Origin of the sequence: Pedobacter nototheniae (genome assembly GCF_032678625.1) — a bacterium.
Taxonomy (GTDB): domain Bacteria; phylum Bacteroidota; class Bacteroidia; order Sphingobacteriales; family Sphingobacteriaceae; genus Pedobacter; species Pedobacter nototheniae_A.
This window is the reverse complement of record NZ_JAVTSO010000002.1, coordinates 892,895-909,761: the sequence shown is the minus strand read 5'-3', so window position 1 is coordinate 909,761 and position 16,867 is coordinate 892,895. Positions and strand designations below refer to the sequence as shown.

The following is a 16,867-nucleotide window of genomic DNA, read 5'->3' as shown; positions in this document are numbered from 1 at the left end:
TAAAAAGATGATTAACTATAACCCCAAAGACTGGTCTACTTTTATTTTTCACGTCCATAAAGCAGATACTTTTAGAAAGTTATGGCCGCTTATGTTAGGGGTAGCCTTTTTTTCTGCCGCTGTAGCTTATATAGAATTGCATTTTCTTCAGCTTTCTAAAAGCAGTTATGTGATCAATGTAGGTATGATGCACAGTTTATTAGGTTTTGTAATTTCAATGTTGCTTGTATTCAGAACAAATACTTCTTATGACAGGTGGTGGGATGGCCGTAAACTGTTGGGCTCCCTAACCAATGTTAGCCGAAATTTTTCTATGAAAATTAAAGCACTCAAACTTCCCGATGAAGAAGTGAGATTTTTTGAATACGGCATTCCTAAATATGCTTTTGCATTGAAAGAACATTTAAGAGAGAAGAAATATTTTGGAAAAAACAGTTTCCTGATAGAAGTGGAAAGCGGCAAACATATTCCCAACCAGATTGCGAGTAGTATGATTTCCAGATTGTACGAATTATTGGAGCGTAAATTGATTTCGCAGGAACAGCTGATTGTTTTAACGCAGGACGTAAACCAGTTTACCGATATTTGTGGAGGTTGCGAAAGAATTAAAAACACCCCAATTCCCTATTCCTACAGTGCATTTATTAAAAAATTCATTTTCATATATGTCATTACATTGCCTATTGGATGGGTGTTTAGTCTGGGTTATTTTTTAGTCTTAATTGTTCCCTTTATCCTCTATGTATTAGCGAGTTTGGAGCTTATAGCTGAAGAAATAGAGAACCCATTTGGTGAAGATGCAAACGACCTGCCTGTGGATGAAATCTGCAATAATATTGAAAAACACGTAGAGGAGATTTTAGGTTAAATGATTAAGATTGCGCATCATCTTCTATATGCACATCCTCTACCGGTGGGGCATCGGTTTCCGATGCTTAAATATGAACTTATTCCGGAGCAGTTATTGCATGAGGGCATAATTGAGGTTGATAATCTATTTAGTCCTGGAATAGTGGCAGAAGACATCGTATTATTAACCCACCAAAAAGAATACTGGGAACAGCTTAGGGATTTAACGCTGCCACCAAGGGAGCAAAGGAGGATTGGATTTCCATTAACGGCGCAATTATTAGAGAGAGAATTACGGATTACCAAAGGTACAATTGATGCTGCAGGCTATGCAATGGCCAATGGCATTGCTTTTAATGTAGCGGGTGGTACCCATCATTCGGGTAGTAATTGGGGCGAAGGTTTTTGTTTGTTAAATGATCAGGCTATTGCTGCTAACTATTTGTTAAATAATAAAATAGCTAACCGTATATTAATAATAGATTTAGATGTTCACCAGGGAAATGGCACTGCAGAAATTTTCACAAACGAGACAAGGGTATTTACCTTTTCTATGCACGCTGATAAGAATTTCCCTTTCAGAAAAGAACAGTCAGATTTAGACATAGCGCTAAATGATGGAATCGGAGACGATGAATATCTGCCGATTTTAGAACGAAACCTTAACCAAATTTTTGAGCTCCATCAGCCTGATTTTGTTTTTTATCTATCAGGAGTGGACGTACTTTCAACAGATAAGCTCGGAAAGCTGGCTTTAAGTAAAGCAGGTTGCAAAGAACGTGATCGAATGGTTTTAAAAAAATGCATTGATAAAAATGTTCCGGTACAGGTAAGCATGGGCGGAGGCTATTCAGTTGATATTAAAGATATTGTTGATGCACATTGCAATACCTACAAATTGGCTTTTGATTTATTTACCTAAGCGAATGAACGCTTTTATTTCTAATTAAAGCAATATCCTTATCTTCGCGTTCTTTTAAAAACCATGCTTGAAATTTTATACCGGGACGAACATCTAATTGCAATCAATAAACCACATGATTTATTGGTTCATCAATCGTCTATTGCCCGTGATGCGACCGAATTTGCTTTACAAATGCTTAGAGATCAGGTTGGGCGGCATGTAAGTCCTGTACATCGGCTGGATCGCAAAACTGGTGGCATCTTATTGTTTGCTTTTAATAAAGATGCTGAGAAGGCTATGCATCAGCAGTTTATGGAAGCCGAAGTGGATAAAAAATACTTAGCCATTTTACGGGGATTTACCGCAGATGCAATGGATATAGATTATCCGTTGGCCAAAGAAAATGGAACAATTCAGGATGCTTTTACCTCTTTTATTACCCTTCAAAGGGCTGAAGTAAATGTGGCTTTTGGCAAACATGCTACTTCCAGATATTCGTTAATTGAAGCTACCCCGAAAACCGGAAGGATGCATCAGCTAAGAAAACACTTCAGTCATATTTTACACCCAATTATTGGTGACAGAACCCATGGTTGCAATAAACAGAATAAATTTTTTAAAGAACAGTGGGAGATGACCACTATGCTTTTGCATGCTTCTGAATTGAAATTCACCCACCCGGTAACACAAGAAAAAATCCACATTAAAGCTAATATTCAGCATGAATTTAAAAGGGTAATGGATTTTATGAATCTTGATTATTCGAAATTAATCCGATAAATTTTAATACAATTTCTATCGCTCTAACACAATATTTAGCCCTTTATTCTGTTTAAATAGCATTTATGATAAAATCCTTACGTCTAATTATTCCGGTTTTAGCACTTTTTGCAAGCGGATGTTCTTCAGTTTATATGCCAAATGTGCCTAATACGCCTATGTTAAGCAAACAAGGTGAGTTTAGTGGCGGTGGACACATTTCCTTAAAAGGCAATGCCAGTATTAATGGCGCTTATGCAGTTTCAGATCACATAGGAGTTCTTTTTAGCGGGTCGGCTATGAGCAATGAAAGAAGAAGTAAAGACTTTAACCATAAACTGATTGAAATTGGTGGAGGATATTTTGATACTTTTGGTCCGGATAACAACCGGATTATCGAAATATATGGCGGAGTTGGAAAGGGTTGGAGCGATATTACCTATCGTGATTTTGAGCATGATGTGGTTGTAAGCACTGAATTGCAGGATATCGATTACCGAAAAGCGTTTATACAGGTTAACTACAGTTCGAAGAAAAAAAACAATTTAAAGCTTTTTGGTACAAATTTCCCCATTAACTATGGTACGGCTTTGCGGATCAGTCACGTAAACATGGATCGGTTTTTTCTGAATGGTGTGCTACAGCCAAAGGAAGATAATATCTTTTTTGAACCTGTTTTCTTTACTCGTATGACCTTGAGTAAGGTAATTCAGCTACAATATACCACAAGCAGTAATATTGGCTTAAAAAGCAGGAAATATATGTCTGCCGGCAATTCTATCTTTACTATAGGTGTTGTATTTAATGTCGGAGGTAAATAATATATAAGTTTTCCTTGCTGCCGATCGGGTTTATTTAACCAGGATGGCATTCCAAATCTAATGCGACAGGATATTCAGAGAAGAAACTTGGTATCTAAACCCGATTGAAACGACATTCCGATTCTTTATCGGGATAAAGTGTAAAGCGGGGCCACAGCTGCCACATTTACTGAAGCTTACATTTCCAAATCAATAATTAGAAACCTGAGTTCGATTATTATTGATGTTTTTAACATCCTTTGTTCTACATTTCTTTATGCGATCGTTATGGCGAAGCTGGGCTTGAGCGAGCTGAAACAATCTATCTTGCAGGAAAGATTGCTTCGTCGGCTGAAAAAGCCTTCTCGAAAGGACTTAGGCTCAAAAATGGAGAATTAATTATCGAACTCAGTTTAGAAGGATGCAATCTAACTGTAACCCTGTCTTATTATAGAAACGTATTTAACTAACTCAAACCATTTCAATCGCCGGCTCGGTCATATTTCTATTCAGCTTCCGTGTTTTGTTTTGAAAACGTATAAACAGTAGGATAGAAGCAGTTAGTAAACCTAAAGTTAATCCATACCAGATCCCGTTTACCCCTAATCCAAATGTAATTCCAAGTAAATATCCTACCGGAATACCGATTACCCAATAGGCTAAAAAGGTAATAAAAGTTGGCACATTTACATCGCCCAAACCTCTTAGTACACCTAAACCTACAACCTGTGTACCATCAAACAACTGAAAGAAACCTGCTATAATTAGCAATTGTGCTGCAATTTTAATCACCGCTAAATCGTTTGTAATGATAAACGGCAACAGTTGATTGGCAAAGATGAATATTAAGGCTGTTACAGCCATAAAAGCTAAAATTACATGATAACTTGCAATAGCAGATTTGCGCAGATCAACAAAGTTGTTTTTACCGAAATTATTGCCGGTTTTTATGGTTGCAGCAGAGGCTACGCCACTTGCAATCATATAAGTCATAGCGGCTAAACTCATGGCAATTTGATGGGCTGCCTGTTCTACAGCGCCTATGGTACCAATTAAAACTGCTGCACCACTAAATGCACTAATTTCAAATGAGTATTGCATGGCTACGGGCATTCCAATTTTTATTATTTTTAATGTCCTTACTTTATCAAAGAAGGTTGCTTTGAAACTAACTAAGTATTTTTTAAAGTTTTGCGATCTTAAAACATAGGTCGTCATTACGATAGCCATTAAAATACGGTCTATTAAAGTACTTAAACCAACTCCTTTAACGCCCATTGGGCTTATGCCAAACATTCCTTTTACAAAAATAATCCCCAGGATTACATTCAGCAGGTTTCCCCAGATGGATACAAACATGGCTTGTTTTGTAAAACCCAATCCTTCGGCAAATTGCTTAAAGGTTTGAAAAATAAGCAGAGGGATAATGGAAATGGCCAATAAACTTAAATAGGGCTTGGCATATTTTACTACTGCAGGTGTTTGATCCAGGTGATCAATAATTAATAAAACACCAAAATGCACCAAAATATAAAGTACAATGCCCACTATTGCATTTATAATTAAACTGTTTGACAACAATCTTCCACATTCTTTATGGTTCTGCCTGCCGTTTTCCTGTGCAATTAAAGGGGTTAAACCATAAGAAATCCCTAAACCAATAACCAGCACAAGCATAAATATGCTGTTAACTAAAGATACGGCTGCAAGTTGCTCCGTATCGGTAAAGTGGCCAACAATAATGCTATCTGCCATGTGCACAAGAGTGTGCCCAAGCTGAGAACCGACGATGGGTAATGCCAGGTGAAGATTTTCTTTATAATACGATTTATATTTTGTGTAGAAAGTAGATGACATGGTGTTTGTTGTTTCAAAAAAAATCATTAAAATACAGTTGTACGCCAGGCCATTTAGCTTTAGCTGAAAAATCAAATGATAAAATAATGCTAAAAAGGAAAGCTGGTATTTAAAGATAGCTTATAGATTTTTCGCGTTATTCAGAATGACGAACAAAGAATAATAATTACGCAAAAATCGGGTTTTTAAACCACAATAAAAAAGATATTATTTAACAGCAGTAAAAAATTCTTCCTTTTCTGTGGTATGCGATTTTATGACATTGGTTAAAATAAGATTTACCAATATTTTTTGTGCCTTCCGGTAAGAACTCCGTAAAAGCTTGCTCAATTCCTTTAATGTAATCCGTTCATTTTCGCCTAAAAACTCCATTAACTTTTTTTCATTATCGGAGTACGAAATCATAACGCCGGCATTTTTTTGGTCTTGTTTTAAAACTTCCAGAATTATCCGGCTTGCCAATACACTTTTATCATCAATGCGAATATATGCCCACCATTTTTTTTGGTCATCCAGTGCATAGTGAGGTTTTGTATCACTTTCGGGTATATTAGCAACCAGCACCAGCTTATTGTCTACATAAATTTCTTCAAAATAAGGCTCTAAAGCCGGTTTACAAAACTGATGGGCAGATTTAAGGATCATGTATTTTTCTTCATCTTCTGATTTTACCCCTTTAATAGTGCCATCGTCGGCTACACCTATTAATAATTTACCACCCCGGTTATTGGCAAATGCAACTAAGCTTTTGGCTATTTTCTCGTTATTGGTAATGGTTTTTTTAAAATCAAGGGTAACGCCTTCGCCCTGCAAAATTAAACTCTTAATACCAGCCATAGATCATAAAATTAATAAGCAACCCTGGGCGTTTCGCCCTGGTGCAAGTTTCGGATATATACTTCGTTCATCACAGTGGCACACAACTCCCCATCTTTATTGGTAATTTCCATTGGATAGGCTTTTACAAATTTGCCAACTGTTTTAAGTGCGTGTTCAGCATCGGCAATCATTTCGTCGGTAATGGTAATGGTAAAATACAGGGTAGAGCGCCCTGGTTTTAAATATTGTATAGAAGCACTTTTTAGCCAAACCCTAACCTTAAAACCCCTTCTTTGCATCAACTGATCAAATAATAATGCATAAAATGGATCGGTAGCGGCATAAATGGTGCCGCCAAAAATAGAACCATTATAGTTTTTATTCCAAATGCTTTTACTCAGTTTAACCGAACAGCTTCTAAATTCGTTGTCGAACTTTTTGACCCAAATGCGCTGAAAGAACAAAGGTGGATAAAAGCGCATTACCCATTTAAGGGTATTTTGAGAAATGATCATAGTGGCTAATATCAGAAAGTTTTATCAGGTTTTAAAGTTTTAGAGATGATGTTTAGGTAATATTTTAGTAAATTAGATTATGCATATTTACGATACAGTTACCGCGGCACTTGCCGACCTTGATAAAAGAGGTTATGAATTAGATTTTAACCTGACATCTGAATGCTTAGAATGTAAGGGGATAGATTTACGCCTCATGCCCGAAGAGTTTGAAATTGACGAAGTTTATCGGTTTGAAGGAATGACCGATCCTGCCGATAGTGCAGTTGTTTATGCCATTTCCTCCAGTGTAGGTAATTTAAAAGGCGTTTTAGTAGATGCTTATGGGGTTTATGCCGAAAATGTTTCTCCTGAATTACTCAATAAATTAAAGGTTCATTATGAATAAACCTACCTGGCGCTGAAAAAAAAATAAAACCAAATGATTATAAGGTTGTTAAGTTTCTATAAATAACAACAAAAACTATGAAAAGAATAATCTTAAGTCTTGCTTTTGCCGGCTCATTAATGATCGCCACATCTGCATGCAATTCATCAAAAAATATGGCTGGTTCTTCAGACAGTACGGTGATGGATTCGACTAAAATGGCACCAATGGATACTTCAAAAACAACAACTCCAATGGATACATCCAAAAAGATGCCACCTGATACGACAAAAAAAATGCCTCCAATGTAGGCAGGAAAGTCCCGGTTTTTATCGGGACTTTTTTATTTTAAATCTATTTTTTTTATTTGGATGAATTTGTACTTTCAGCAATTATAAATAACCAAATAAAGAATGGAACCCCAAAGCACAAACAATCGTAATATAATTTTTTTAGTTATTGTAGCCGCGCTGGGCTATTTTGTAGATATTTATGATCTGGTACTATTCTCTGTAGTACGTGTAAAAAGCTTAACTGAAATCGGTGTTTCTGCAGCTGGATTAAAAGAAAACGGAATTTTCATTATCAATATGCAAATGTTTGGCTTGCTTTTAGGCGGCCTGTTATGGGGCGTTCTGGGCGATAAGCTGGGGCGGATTAAAGTACTTTTTGGTTCTATCTTATTGTATTCTTTAGCCAATATTGCCAATGGTTTTGCTACTTCTGTAAATAGCTATGCCACCATTCGTTTTATTGCAGGTATTGGTTTGGCTGGCGAACTTGGGGCCGGCATTACCTTGGTTACCGAAACAATGGACAAAGAAAAACGTGGTTACGGAACTATGATTGTGGCAGGCGTAGGTTTATTGGGTGCTGCTGCTGCTACTTTGATTTCGGAAAATTTTACCTGGCAAACTTCTTATTTTGTTGGTGGTGGCATGGGGATCTTTTTACTTTTATTACGCGTTGGTACATTTGAATCGAGTATGTTTAAAAATGTAGTAAAGTCATCTGAAGTATCAAAAGGAAACTTTTTTATGCTTTTTACCGATAAAAAAAGGTTTTTAAAGTATTTGTATTGTATTTTAATCGGCATTCCGTTATGGTTTGTCGTAGGGATTTTAGTTACCCTTTCGCCTGAGTTTGGAAAAGAATTACATTCAACAGAACCATTAAATGCCGGAACCGGAATTATGTTTACCTATTTTGGAATTGCCATAGGCGATGTAGTTACAGGTTTATTGGCGCAAGTACTAAAGTCGAGGAGAAAAACGGTATTTATTTTTCATCTTCTATCGGCAATTAGTGTAATTGTTTACCTAACCAGTTATGGCTTAAACGGTCAAACCTTTATTTATTTATGTTTATTTATGGGTTTCTCTGTTGGTTATTGGGCTACTTTTGTAACAATTGCTGCTGAACAGTTTGGAACCAATATACGGGCAACCGTAACCACTACAGCGCCTAACTTTGTACGTGGTGCTTTAATTCCAATTAATTTCTTATTTCTTTTTCTCGCCAAAAAATACAGTAATATTACTGCTGGCTTTATACTAATGGCCATTTTAACGGTTATTGCAGTTTTTGCACTCAGCCAATTGAAAGAGAGTTTTAACAAAGATTTAAATTACCTCGAAGAATAGATTTGCTACGAGAATTTAATAAAAAGACGCTTGCCCGATGTCTTTCTGTCCAAACAATTTCCTAAACTGTCAATAGATTGTACTATCTAAACTTAATTAAAAATAGGTAAGTGAATAGCCTTAAATTTGTTTTACAAAAGATTAGGAGCCATGTTTAAAGAAGAAGTAGCAGAGAGATATCAGCAAATTCAGGATGAGATTTGCAGGGGATTAGAAATTGCAGATGGAAAAGGCAAATTCGAAGAAGAACTTTGGCAGCGTGAAGGTGGGGGCGGTGGTCGTACTCGGATTATGCAAAATGGAAATATCATTGAAAAAGGCGGGGTAAATTTTTCTGCTGTTTATGGTAAGCTTCCAGAAGCGGTAAAAAAAGCTTTTAATGTAACTGAGGAAGATTTTTTTGCGACCGGAGTTTCCATTGTTATACACCCCAATCATCCCTTAGTTCCTATTATCCACATGAACATCAGGTATTTTGAGTTAAACGAACATACACGCTGGTTTGGTGGGGGGATAGATTTAACACCACACTATGTTTTTGAAAACGATGCCCGTTTCTTTCACCACAAGTTAAAAGATGCCTGTGATGAGTTTAATCCGGATTTTTATCCAAAATTTAAAACCCATGCTGATGATTATTTTTTTATTAAACACCGGGAAGAAACGCGGGGTGTAGGTGGAATTTTTTACGATAGGTTGAAACCTGAAAATACAAATTTATCCTGGTCTGAAATATTAGATTTCTCTATAAACATAGGTGAAACATTTTTACCTGTTTACACGGAACTGATTGATAGAAACCGGGATAAAGAATTTACGGAAAAGCAAAAAGAATGGCAATTTCAACGCCGTAGCCGATATGTAGAATTTAATTTAGTTTACGATTCGGGAACTAAATTTGGATTAGAAACGAATGGCAGAATAGAATCTATTTTAATGAGTTTACCTCCGCAGGCCAATTGGGGTTATAATGTGCAGCCGGAAAAAGGTTCAGCAGAAGATAAAACGCTCCAGTTTTTGAAAAAAGGCATTAACTGGATTTAAAATAAAGTTAAAGGCTGGTTTTTAATATGAAAACCAGCCTTTAGTTTACCGGTTCTAAAATCATTTACCAAATCATGTATAACCCGCGTAGGCTCTGGTATGCGGTAATTTCCAATACATTTTTTCAATACAGCCAAAGCTTGTTCGGAAGTAATTAAATGCCCTGCCGATATATAAACAGGCTTATTATGATCTTTGGTTCTTAAAGCATAGCCTAAAGTTTCGCCATAACTTCTAATTTCAGTATAACTGTATTTTGATTTTCCCGGCAGGTGATTTTCTCCATATAAAATGCTTTTTGCACATCCAATGGTTGGCTGATTTGCCAATACGCCAAAATGTGATGCCACGCCCATACGTCTGGGGTGGAGGATGCCATTACCATCCAATACCAATACATCTGGTTTAACCGGGATTAAATCCCAAACTTTTAATAAAGCAGGCACCTCTTTAAAACCTAAATATCCTGGTTTATAGGGAAAAGTTGTTTCGTAAGTTTCGAGTGCATAAGACTGAATAATCATTTCAGGAAAGCTTAAAATAACCATTCCGGCGTACATGGTTGAACTGCCTTTATCAAAAGATATATCAGCGCCCGCAATGGTCTTTATTTCTTTAAGTGGCGTAAAGACAAGTTTTTTAGCCAATTCAATTTGTAAGGCATCAGCTTCGGGAAAGGTAAAATGATCATACATGTAACCTGATAACAAATCGCGGGCTATAATAGTTCATCAAATATTAAAAATTCGTTTCAGCAAAAAATACTAAAATCCATACGTTTATGAATTTCTTCTCAACGAATGTAAGGAATTGAGAAATATATTGGCAAATATGACTAATATTAAAATGTAAAATTTGATCGACATGAAAAACATCTGGAGCTTCTTTTCAATATTTGCACTTGCAGGTATTTTTTTCTTTACAGCCTGCAAGGAAAAACAAACTGGCTATAGCAGAAATTATTATGCTGAAGCTGCTATATTAACTCCCGAATTTACGAATGAAGCTGTAAATAAACACATTAAAGAGTTTAATGCTCTTTATAATGAATTGGCTTTTGCGGCAAACCAAAAAGAGAAAGGACTACTGCCGAATTTAAATAAATCTTTTTCCTCCTGGATTTTGAAGGCGGTTGAATTAAAAGAAAAATTGCCAGCAGAAGAGCAGAAAAAGTTAAACGATTATATGGAAAAGGCCAACAGCGCCTGGAATCAGCAAAAAGATATATTACTCAGGCCTTAAAACATATTTGAAGCATCGACAATTTTCTCTTGCAGGTTTGACCATTCCAACATTATTTGGCTAATGTAAATTCACCTGAACATGGTGTTGTTCAACCCACTAACCGTAATTTGAAATAACCTATGGGCAACCTAAATTTGTTTAGAATTAATTCAAACCTCCGTTTGAAACCTGGTTGCCCAAATAGGTAATATTTTAGTACGCTTACTCTATACCGCCACCAAGAGAACGGTAAAGATCTATAACAGCATTAAGTTTATCTCTTCTGATTTCTGCCTTTTCTAATTCATTCTGTAAACTATTGTTTTGCGCTACAATAACCTCCAGGTAGGTAGCCATTCCACTTTTAAAAAGTAACATCGCATTTCTTGTTGCTTTATCTAACGATTGGCTTTTTTCTTCTATCAGTAACGAACGTTCATTAGCATATTTGGCCTTCACCATGGCATCAGAAACTTCGCCCACAGCGGTCATTACTGTTAGTTTAAACTGCTGTGCAGTTTTCTTTTGTTCTAATAATGCAGTTTCGTAGGCCGTTTTTAATGCCCTTTTTCTAAAAATGGGTTGCGCAATATTGGCCGCCAAATTCTTGGTCAGTGAGCCTGGTAATTCAAACCAGTTGTTAAACGTAAAAGAATTCATCCCAACGGATGGCGTAAGGCTAAACGTAGGGTACATTGCTGCTTTAGCAAGACCTGTATTTGCATTGGCAGCAGTTACAGCATATTCAGCTGCTTTAACATCTGGTCTTCTGCTTAATAATGTTGCAGGTATCCCCGACGGAAAGATTACTGTAAGGTTAAGTTGTGCAGCATTTGCAGCCCGTTCTATTTGGCTTGGAAAAGTACCGCAGAGTATGCTCAATGCATTTTCCTGTACCTCAATATTTTGTCTGGTTAGCGGAACGAGTAATTCTGCCGTTTTTTTCTGTGCTTCTGCCTGTTCTACAGCTAAAGAATTTACCTGCGCAGAATTAAACTGCAAACGAATCATTTTTAATGTACTATCGCTAAGTGCAGTATTTCTCAAGGCCACCTTTAATTGTTCATCTAATGCAATGAGGTTGTTGTAACTTTGGGCAACCTGTGCCACAATACGGGTTTTAAGGGCCGATAAGTTTTCTTTTTGCATAAAATAGTTAGCTTTTGCGTTTTCTTTCTGCATTTTCACTTTCCCCCAAATGTCAGCTTCCCATGAAACGGAGAAGGTTGTATTAAAATCATCAAGATACCTTGCCCCGGTAAACTGCTGATTTAATGAGCCGTTAAGTGAATTCATGGATGAATAGTTCCGGGCCGCCCCAACCGATAAGTCAACCGTTGGGAGTAAACCCAGCTTGGCCTGTTTATAAGATAAATCTACTTGCTCAATGTTAAGCATGGCAACGGATACATCAATATTCTTTTGCATAGCCTTTTCAATCAAGATTACTAATTTAGGGTCTTTGAAAAAGGTTTTCCAGGGCAGCAACACCGTATCTCCGGTAACCGCTATTTGAGATCTGAAATGATCTGGCACGCCTATTTCAGGGCGTTTGTATTTTTTACCCACAGCGCATGAAGCTAATAAAACGACTGATGACAGTAAAAGCAATATATGGTTTTTAGCTAATTTCATTTTTATTGGTGATTTGTATTGGCGTTAACGATTTCTTTTTTAATAGAAATTTTTTCTTGCAGGTACTGGAAAACAATGTAGAGTAAAGGAATTACAAATACACCAAGAATGACCCCTGAAAGCATGCCCATTGCAGCTCCGGTACTGATTGATCTATTTCCGGCAGCCGAACCTCCTGTAGCGATCATAAGGGGAATCATTCCTACAATAAATGCCAATGAAGTCATTATTATTGGTCTTAATCTTGATTTTGCACCCTCAATTGCAGATTCAACTATAGAAAGTCCTGCAGCCCGGCGTTGAACAGCAAACTCTACAATTAGAATGGCATTTTTAGCGAGCAAACCAACAAGCATAATAAGGCCAACCTGTACATAAATGTTGTTGTCTAACCCTATTGCTTTTATGGCTGCAAAAGCACCAATAATACCCGTCGGAATAGAAAGTAATACCGCTAAGGGCAATAGATAACTTTCGTATTGTGCGGCCAAAAGGAAATAAACAAATAACAAACACAGTCCAAGAATCATAAGTGTTTGATTTCCGGATGATTTTTCTTCAAGGCTTAATCCTGTCCATTCATAACCATAATCGGTTGGTAGCTTACTAAGTACATTTTGCTCCAGTACATCCATAATAGAACCTGTGCTCGAACCTGGAAGACCAATAGCAGTAATGGTTACTGCATTGAACAAGTTGTACCGGTTTAATGCTTCGGGCCCATAAACCTTATGCAACTTTACGATAGACTTAACAGGTACCATTTCATTTTGGTCATTGCGTACAAAGATTTCGTTAAATGCATCTTCATCCGTTCTGAATATACCATCAGCCTTAACATTTACGCGGTAAAATTTTCCAAACCGCGTAAAATTCATACTCTGATCGCCAGAAAAATAAGTTTGTATGGTACTCATTAATCCACTTATGCTAATTCCCATCTGATTGGCCTTATCTTCATCAACTTCTAACTCAAGTTGCGGATAATCTGCACGAAAAGTGGTGTAGGCATATTGCACGCCAGGTTGCTGCATAATCTGGCCAATTACTTTATCAGCCATTATTTTAAGTGCTGCCGGATCTTTACCTGATTTATCCTGTAATACAATTTCCGAACCACTGGTTACGCCATAACCCTCAACCGGAGGACTTCTGAAAGCCATAATGGTTCCTTCTTTGATTTCAGAGAACTTTCCTGTTAAGTTTCCCATAATCTCATCAATATCTTTTACTGTACCCCGGTCTTTTTTCTCTTTCAACTTTACAAATCCCATTGCATATGCCGGACTTGCGCTATTTGAAAGTATGTTATAACCCGTAATGGATGAAGCCGTTTCAACGGCAGGATTTTGAGCTAAAATTTTGTCAATTTCTTTCGTTGTAGCAGTGGTACGGTCTAACGCAGTGCCTGGAGGCATACTTAAACTAAATACAATAAAACCATCGTCTTCCATTGGTACGAAACTTTTTGGCGTACTCACCATCAAATAACCGGCGATAGCGGTAATTAATACAACCAGGCCTGCACCAAGCCATTTCCTCTTGATCAGGAATTTTAAGCCTTTAATATATTTGCCGGTAAGGTTATCAAAACCTGAATTAAAAGCAATAAAAAATCTTTTTTGGAATCCGGGTTTTTGTATTTCTTTACCATCGACAGCAGCGTGGTTGTTTTTTAATAATAATGCACAAAGGGCAGGGGTTAATGTTAGGGCATTTACCGCAGAAATGATAATAGCAATGGCAAGGGTATAGGCAAATTGTTTATAGAAAATACCCGATGAACCTGTCATAAAACCAATGGGAATAAATACCGCCGACATAACCAGGGTAATTGAAATAACGGCTCCGGTAATTTCGCCCATCGCACTGTGAGTGGCTTCTCTGCCAGACATGTTGGAACCCTCCATTTTACTGTGTACAGCTTCTACAACAACAATTGCATCATCTACCACAATCCCAATAGCGAGTACCAATGCAAATAACGTAAGTACATTGATGGTAAAACCAAAAGCCAGCAAAAAGAAAAAGGTTCCTAAAATAGCTACCGGAACGGCAATAGCAGGTATAATGGTCGATCTGAAATCCTGAAGGAAAAGAAATACCACGATAAACACCAGGATAAAGGCCTCGATTAAAGTAGATTTAACCTGTCCTGTTGCCTCATCTAATCGCTCTTTTGAACTTAATAAGCTGGTATAGGCAATGCCTGGAGGAAACGCTTTTGATGCTTTTTTAAGTTCTTCGCGAACACCTATTTCTATCTCGTTAGCATTTGAGCCTGTAGTTTGTAATATAGCAACGGTAACGGCGTTTTTTCCATTTGATGTTGAATTACCGCTGTAACTCAAAGAACCGAATTCAATCCTGGCAACATCTTTTAGTCTGACCAGTTGTGTTCCTTTTCTTTTTACGACAATGTTTTCATATTCATCGGTTTGATTCTTCTTGCCCTTATACCTCATTACATATTCAAGTGCAGCATCTGATTCTTCTCCGAGTTTTCCAGGTGCCGATTCAATACTTTGATCGGCAATGGCTTTATTCACATCTTCAGGTACCATTCCGTAGCTGGCCATTTTTTGAGGATTTAACCAAACACGCATGGAATAATCTTTTATTCCAAAAACCTGTGCCTGACCAACCCCCGGAACCCTTTTAATGCTGGGCATTACGTTAATGTTTACATAGTTCTGCAGAAACAGTTCATCGTATTTTTTATTATCTGTGGTATAAACATTAAAGATCATGATCATACTATTTTGCTGTTTTGAGGTGGTAAGTCCCATTCTAATTACCTCTTGCGGCAGTATAGGTGTGGCTTGTTGAACCCGGTTTTGTACGTTTACAGCAGCCTGATCGGCATTAACCCCTTGTTTAAAAATGATGGAGATGGAGAATGATCCATCGTTACTTGCAGAAGATTTAATGTACTGCATGTTCTCTACACCATTAATTTGCTCTTCAAGCGGAGTAACCACTGAACGAATTACAGCTTCACTGTTTCCACCCGGATAACTTCCTGATACCATTACGGTAGGCGGTGATATGTCTGGAAACCTGGTTACAGGTAGCCTGGTTAAACCAATGATTCCTAAAATAAGCAGCACCACGGAAATAACGGTTGCCATTACCGGTCTATCTATTATATTTTTAAGCATGTCTTTTTATTTATCAGAATTATTATTGTGATTTTTCCTTTTTTACCAGGTTAGGCGTAACGCTCATACCATGATTGAGGATATCGATGCTGTTAATAGCTATCTTTTCTCCTGGATTGATTCCCGATTTCAGAATGTAATCATTACCGCTACGGCCTGCAATCTCAATAGGTTTCATTTCTACTTTGTTGCTATCGCCCAAAGCAAATACAAAAAACTTATCCTGAATGTCTTTTACACTGGCCATAGGTACCAAAAGCGAGGAGTTAAGGTTTTTACTTAATATAATCCGGGCAGAACCACCAGAACGAAGGATTTTATCAGGGTTTGGGAATACAGCTTTTAACGCCATTGTTCCTGTGCTCTGGTCGATATTTCCGCTGGCCATTTCCAATTCGCCAACCTGGTTATAAACCGTTCCATCTGCCATAATAACTTCAACCTTATTACCGGTAGCACCGGACTTTTTATCTTTTGCATAAGTGATAAAATCGGATTCACTCATGGAGAAATAGACAAAAACCTTATTAATCTCAGATAGTGAGGTAAGTGGAGTTGCATCTGCCGGAGTTACCAGATTGCCAATGCGATTCGGAATACGACCTATATAACCACTAACAGGGGCTTTGATTATTGCGAAATTTGCATTGATTTTGGATGAGCCCAGAGCAGCACGTGCTTGCGATACCTGTGCGGATGCTGATTCATATTGTGCTTGTGCGGTTTCCAGTTGCAGCGGAGAAACAACCTTTCCCTCAACAAGTGGTTTTATTTTTTCCAGCTCAATTTTTGCTGTGGCCTGTGCGGCTAATGCAGCTTTTAGGCTGGCCTGGCTACCTGTTACCTGCTCATTAAAAACATCGCCTTTAATACGGAATAAGGTTTGACCTTTGTTTACATAATCACCTTCTTTAACATAAATCTGTTCAAGGTATCCAGATACCTGGGCTTTAATATCTACATTAACCGAACCTTCGATTGTGCCGGGATACTTTTTTAAAAGATTGGCTGATGTGGGTTCCAGCGTTATAAAATCGGCTTTTAACGGTGCTTGTTGCTGGTTTTCTGCTTGTTTACCGCCACATGAACTTAATAGGATTGATAAAGCAAGTAACGAAAGGAACTTTAATGTATTTTTAACTTGTATTTTATTTCTTATCATTGGGATTTGATCTTTTTGCGCAGGCAAAGAAAATCGAATCGAAGCTTAAGCTTTAAAATATTTTGTCGAACCGTTAAAATTGGCAGTTGAATCGAAAGGATTAAGTATCGAATCGTCATTCGCTTTTC

16 protein-coding genes are annotated in these 16,867 nt (G+C 37.4%); 9 read left to right on the top strand and 7 right to left on the bottom strand.

Annotated elements, in window-relative coordinates:
- The first annotated feature begins 7 nt into the window (after positions 1-7).
- The 4 genes from R2Q77_RS09660 to R2Q77_RS09645 all read left to right on the top strand — a co-directional run bounded on the left by R2Q77_RS09660 (position 8) and on the right by R2Q77_RS09645 (position 3,333).
- Positions 8-868 carry a bestrophin family protein gene (locus R2Q77_RS09660; protein WP_316803516.1) on the top strand — a complete coding sequence of 287 codons (861 nt, stop codon included), beginning with the start codon at positions 8-10 and terminating at the stop codon, positions 866-868.
- Positions 869-1,771, top strand: coding sequence for a histone deacetylase (locus R2Q77_RS09655; RefSeq protein ID WP_316803515.1), 903 nt, complete (start codon positions 869-871; stop codon positions 1,769-1,771). It begins immediately after the preceding gene.
- Between the two features lie 63 nt (positions 1,772-1,834).
- Positions 1,835-2,533 (top strand): pseudouridine synthase, encoded by a 699-nt coding sequence (locus R2Q77_RS09650; RefSeq protein ID WP_316803514.1) that lies wholly within the window; start codon positions 1,835-1,837, stop codon positions 2,531-2,533.
- Between the two features lie 65 nt (positions 2,534-2,598).
- Entirely contained in the window at positions 2,599-3,333 is a 735-nt protein-coding gene (locus R2Q77_RS09645) for a hypothetical protein (protein ID WP_316803513.1), read from the top strand.
- A gap of 450 nt (positions 3,334-3,783) precedes the next feature.
- On the opposite strand, the gene R2Q77_RS09640 is transcribed toward R2Q77_RS09645, so the two are convergent.
- From R2Q77_RS09640 to R2Q77_RS09630, 3 genes are all read right to left on the bottom strand, one after another.
- Entirely contained in the window at positions 3,784-5,196 is a 1,413-nt protein-coding gene (locus R2Q77_RS09640; RefSeq protein WP_410479258.1) for an MATE family efflux transporter, read from the bottom strand.
- 180 nt (positions 5,197-5,376) lie between these two features.
- Positions 5,377-6,006, bottom strand: a complete 630-nt coding sequence (locus R2Q77_RS09635; RefSeq protein WP_316803512.1) for a helix-turn-helix domain-containing protein — start codon at positions 6,004-6,006, stop codon at positions 5,377-5,379.
- 11 nt (positions 6,007-6,017) lie between these two features.
- Entirely contained in the window at positions 6,018-6,503 is a 486-nt protein-coding gene (locus R2Q77_RS09630) for a DUF4442 domain-containing protein (RefSeq protein WP_316803511.1), read from the bottom strand.
- Positions 6,504-6,582: 79 nt separating this feature from the next.
- Between R2Q77_RS09630 and R2Q77_RS09625 the strand changes: the two genes are divergently transcribed.
- From R2Q77_RS09625 to hemF, 4 genes are all read left to right on the top strand, one after another.
- On the top strand, positions 6,583-6,891 hold the full coding sequence (locus R2Q77_RS09625) for a phosphoribosylpyrophosphate synthetase (protein WP_316803510.1): 309 nt from the start codon (positions 6,583-6,585) through the stop codon (positions 6,889-6,891).
- 77 nt (positions 6,892-6,968) lie between these two features.
- Positions 6,969-7,181: a coproporphyrinogen III oxidase gene (locus R2Q77_RS09620; protein WP_316803509.1), complete on the top strand. Its 213-nt coding sequence runs from the start codon at positions 6,969-6,971 to the stop codon at positions 7,179-7,181.
- Between the two features lie 102 nt (positions 7,182-7,283).
- Positions 7,284-8,513, top strand: coding sequence for an MFS transporter (locus tag R2Q77_RS09615; RefSeq protein ID WP_316803508.1), 1,230 nt, complete (start codon positions 7,284-7,286; stop codon positions 8,511-8,513).
- A gap of 150 nt (positions 8,514-8,663) precedes the next feature.
- Positions 8,664-9,557, top strand: coding sequence for an oxygen-dependent coproporphyrinogen oxidase (gene hemF / locus R2Q77_RS09610; RefSeq protein WP_316803507.1), 894 nt, complete (start codon positions 8,664-8,666; stop codon positions 9,555-9,557).
- Here hemF and R2Q77_RS09605 read toward each other — a convergent pair.
- A complete protein-coding gene (locus R2Q77_RS09605) occupies positions 9,554-10,252 on the bottom strand; it encodes an endonuclease V (protein WP_316803506.1) in 699 nt (232 codons plus the stop codon). The genes hemF and R2Q77_RS09605 overlap by 4 nt on opposite strands.
- Before the next feature lie 169 nt (positions 10,253-10,421).
- On the opposite strand from R2Q77_RS09605, the gene R2Q77_RS09600 reads away from it, so the two are divergent.
- Positions 10,422-10,799 (top strand): hypothetical protein, encoded by a 378-nt coding sequence (locus tag R2Q77_RS09600; RefSeq protein WP_316803505.1) that lies wholly within the window; start codon positions 10,422-10,424, stop codon positions 10,797-10,799.
- Positions 10,800-11,003: 204 nt separating this feature from the next.
- On the opposite strand, the gene R2Q77_RS09595 is transcribed toward R2Q77_RS09600, so the two are convergent.
- The 3 genes from R2Q77_RS09595 to R2Q77_RS09585 are packed head-to-tail and all read right to left on the bottom strand — an operon-like array spanning position 11,004 to position 16,739.
- Positions 11,004-12,416: an efflux transporter outer membrane subunit gene (locus R2Q77_RS09595; RefSeq protein ID WP_316803504.1), complete on the bottom strand. Its 1,413-nt coding sequence runs from the start codon at positions 12,414-12,416 to the stop codon at positions 11,004-11,006.
- A 2-nt stretch (positions 12,417-12,418) separates the two neighbouring features.
- Positions 12,419-15,577 (bottom strand): efflux RND transporter permease subunit, encoded by a 3,159-nt coding sequence (locus R2Q77_RS09590; protein WP_316803503.1) that lies wholly within the window; start codon positions 15,575-15,577, stop codon positions 12,419-12,421.
- 22 nt (positions 15,578-15,599) lie between these two features.
- Entirely contained in the window at positions 15,600-16,739 is a 1,140-nt protein-coding gene (locus R2Q77_RS09585) for an efflux RND transporter periplasmic adaptor subunit (RefSeq protein ID WP_316803502.1), read from the bottom strand.
- Positions 16,740-16,867 lie beyond the last annotated feature (128 nt).

What these genes read in the sequence shown, in the direction of transcription:
- R2Q77_RS09660 (WP_316803516.1), top strand. Translation starts at nt 8, where the DNA reads ATGATTAACTATAACCCCAAAGACTGGTCTACTTTTATTTTTCACGTC.
- R2Q77_RS09655 (WP_316803515.1), top strand. Translation starts at nt 869, where the DNA reads ATGATTAAGATTGCGCATCATCTTCTATATGCACATCCTCTACCGGTG.
- R2Q77_RS09650 (WP_316803514.1), top strand. Translation starts at nt 1,835, where the DNA reads ATGCTTGAAATTTTATACCGGGACGAACATCTAATTGCAATCAATAAA.
- R2Q77_RS09645 (WP_316803513.1), top strand. Translation starts at nt 2,599, where the DNA reads ATGATAAAATCCTTACGTCTAATTATTCCGGTTTTAGCACTTTTTGCA.
- R2Q77_RS09640 (WP_410479258.1), bottom strand. Translation starts at nt 5,196, where the DNA reads ATGATTTTTTTTGAAACAACAAACACCATGTCATCTACTTTCTACACA.
- R2Q77_RS09635 (WP_316803512.1), bottom strand. Translation starts at nt 6,006, where the DNA reads ATGGCTGGTATTAAGAGTTTAATTTTGCAGGGCGAAGGCGTTACCCTT.
- R2Q77_RS09630 (WP_316803511.1), bottom strand. Translation starts at nt 6,503, where the DNA reads ATGATCATTTCTCAAAATACCCTTAAATGGGTAATGCGCTTTTATCCA.
- R2Q77_RS09625 (WP_316803510.1), top strand. Translation starts at nt 6,583, where the DNA reads ATGCATATTTACGATACAGTTACCGCGGCACTTGCCGACCTTGATAAA.
- R2Q77_RS09620 (WP_316803509.1), top strand. Translation starts at nt 6,969, where the DNA reads ATGAAAAGAATAATCTTAAGTCTTGCTTTTGCCGGCTCATTAATGATC.
- R2Q77_RS09615 (WP_316803508.1), top strand. Translation starts at nt 7,284, where the DNA reads ATGGAACCCCAAAGCACAAACAATCGTAATATAATTTTTTTAGTTATT.
- hemF (WP_316803507.1), top strand. Translation starts at nt 8,664, where the DNA reads ATGTTTAAAGAAGAAGTAGCAGAGAGATATCAGCAAATTCAGGATGAG.
- R2Q77_RS09605 (WP_316803506.1), bottom strand. Translation starts at nt 10,252, where the DNA reads ATGTATGATCATTTTACCTTTCCCGAAGCTGATGCCTTACAAATTGAA.
- R2Q77_RS09600 (WP_316803505.1), top strand. Translation starts at nt 10,422, where the DNA reads ATGAAAAACATCTGGAGCTTCTTTTCAATATTTGCACTTGCAGGTATT.
- R2Q77_RS09595 (WP_316803504.1), bottom strand. Translation starts at nt 12,416, where the DNA reads ATGAAATTAGCTAAAAACCATATATTGCTTTTACTGTCATCAGTCGTT.
- R2Q77_RS09590 (WP_316803503.1), bottom strand. Translation starts at nt 15,577, where the DNA reads ATGCTTAAAAATATAATAGATAGACCGGTAATGGCAACCGTTATTTCC.
- R2Q77_RS09585 (WP_316803502.1), bottom strand. Translation starts at nt 16,739, where the DNA reads ATGATAAGAAATAAAATACAAGTTAAAAATACATTAAAGTTCCTTTCG.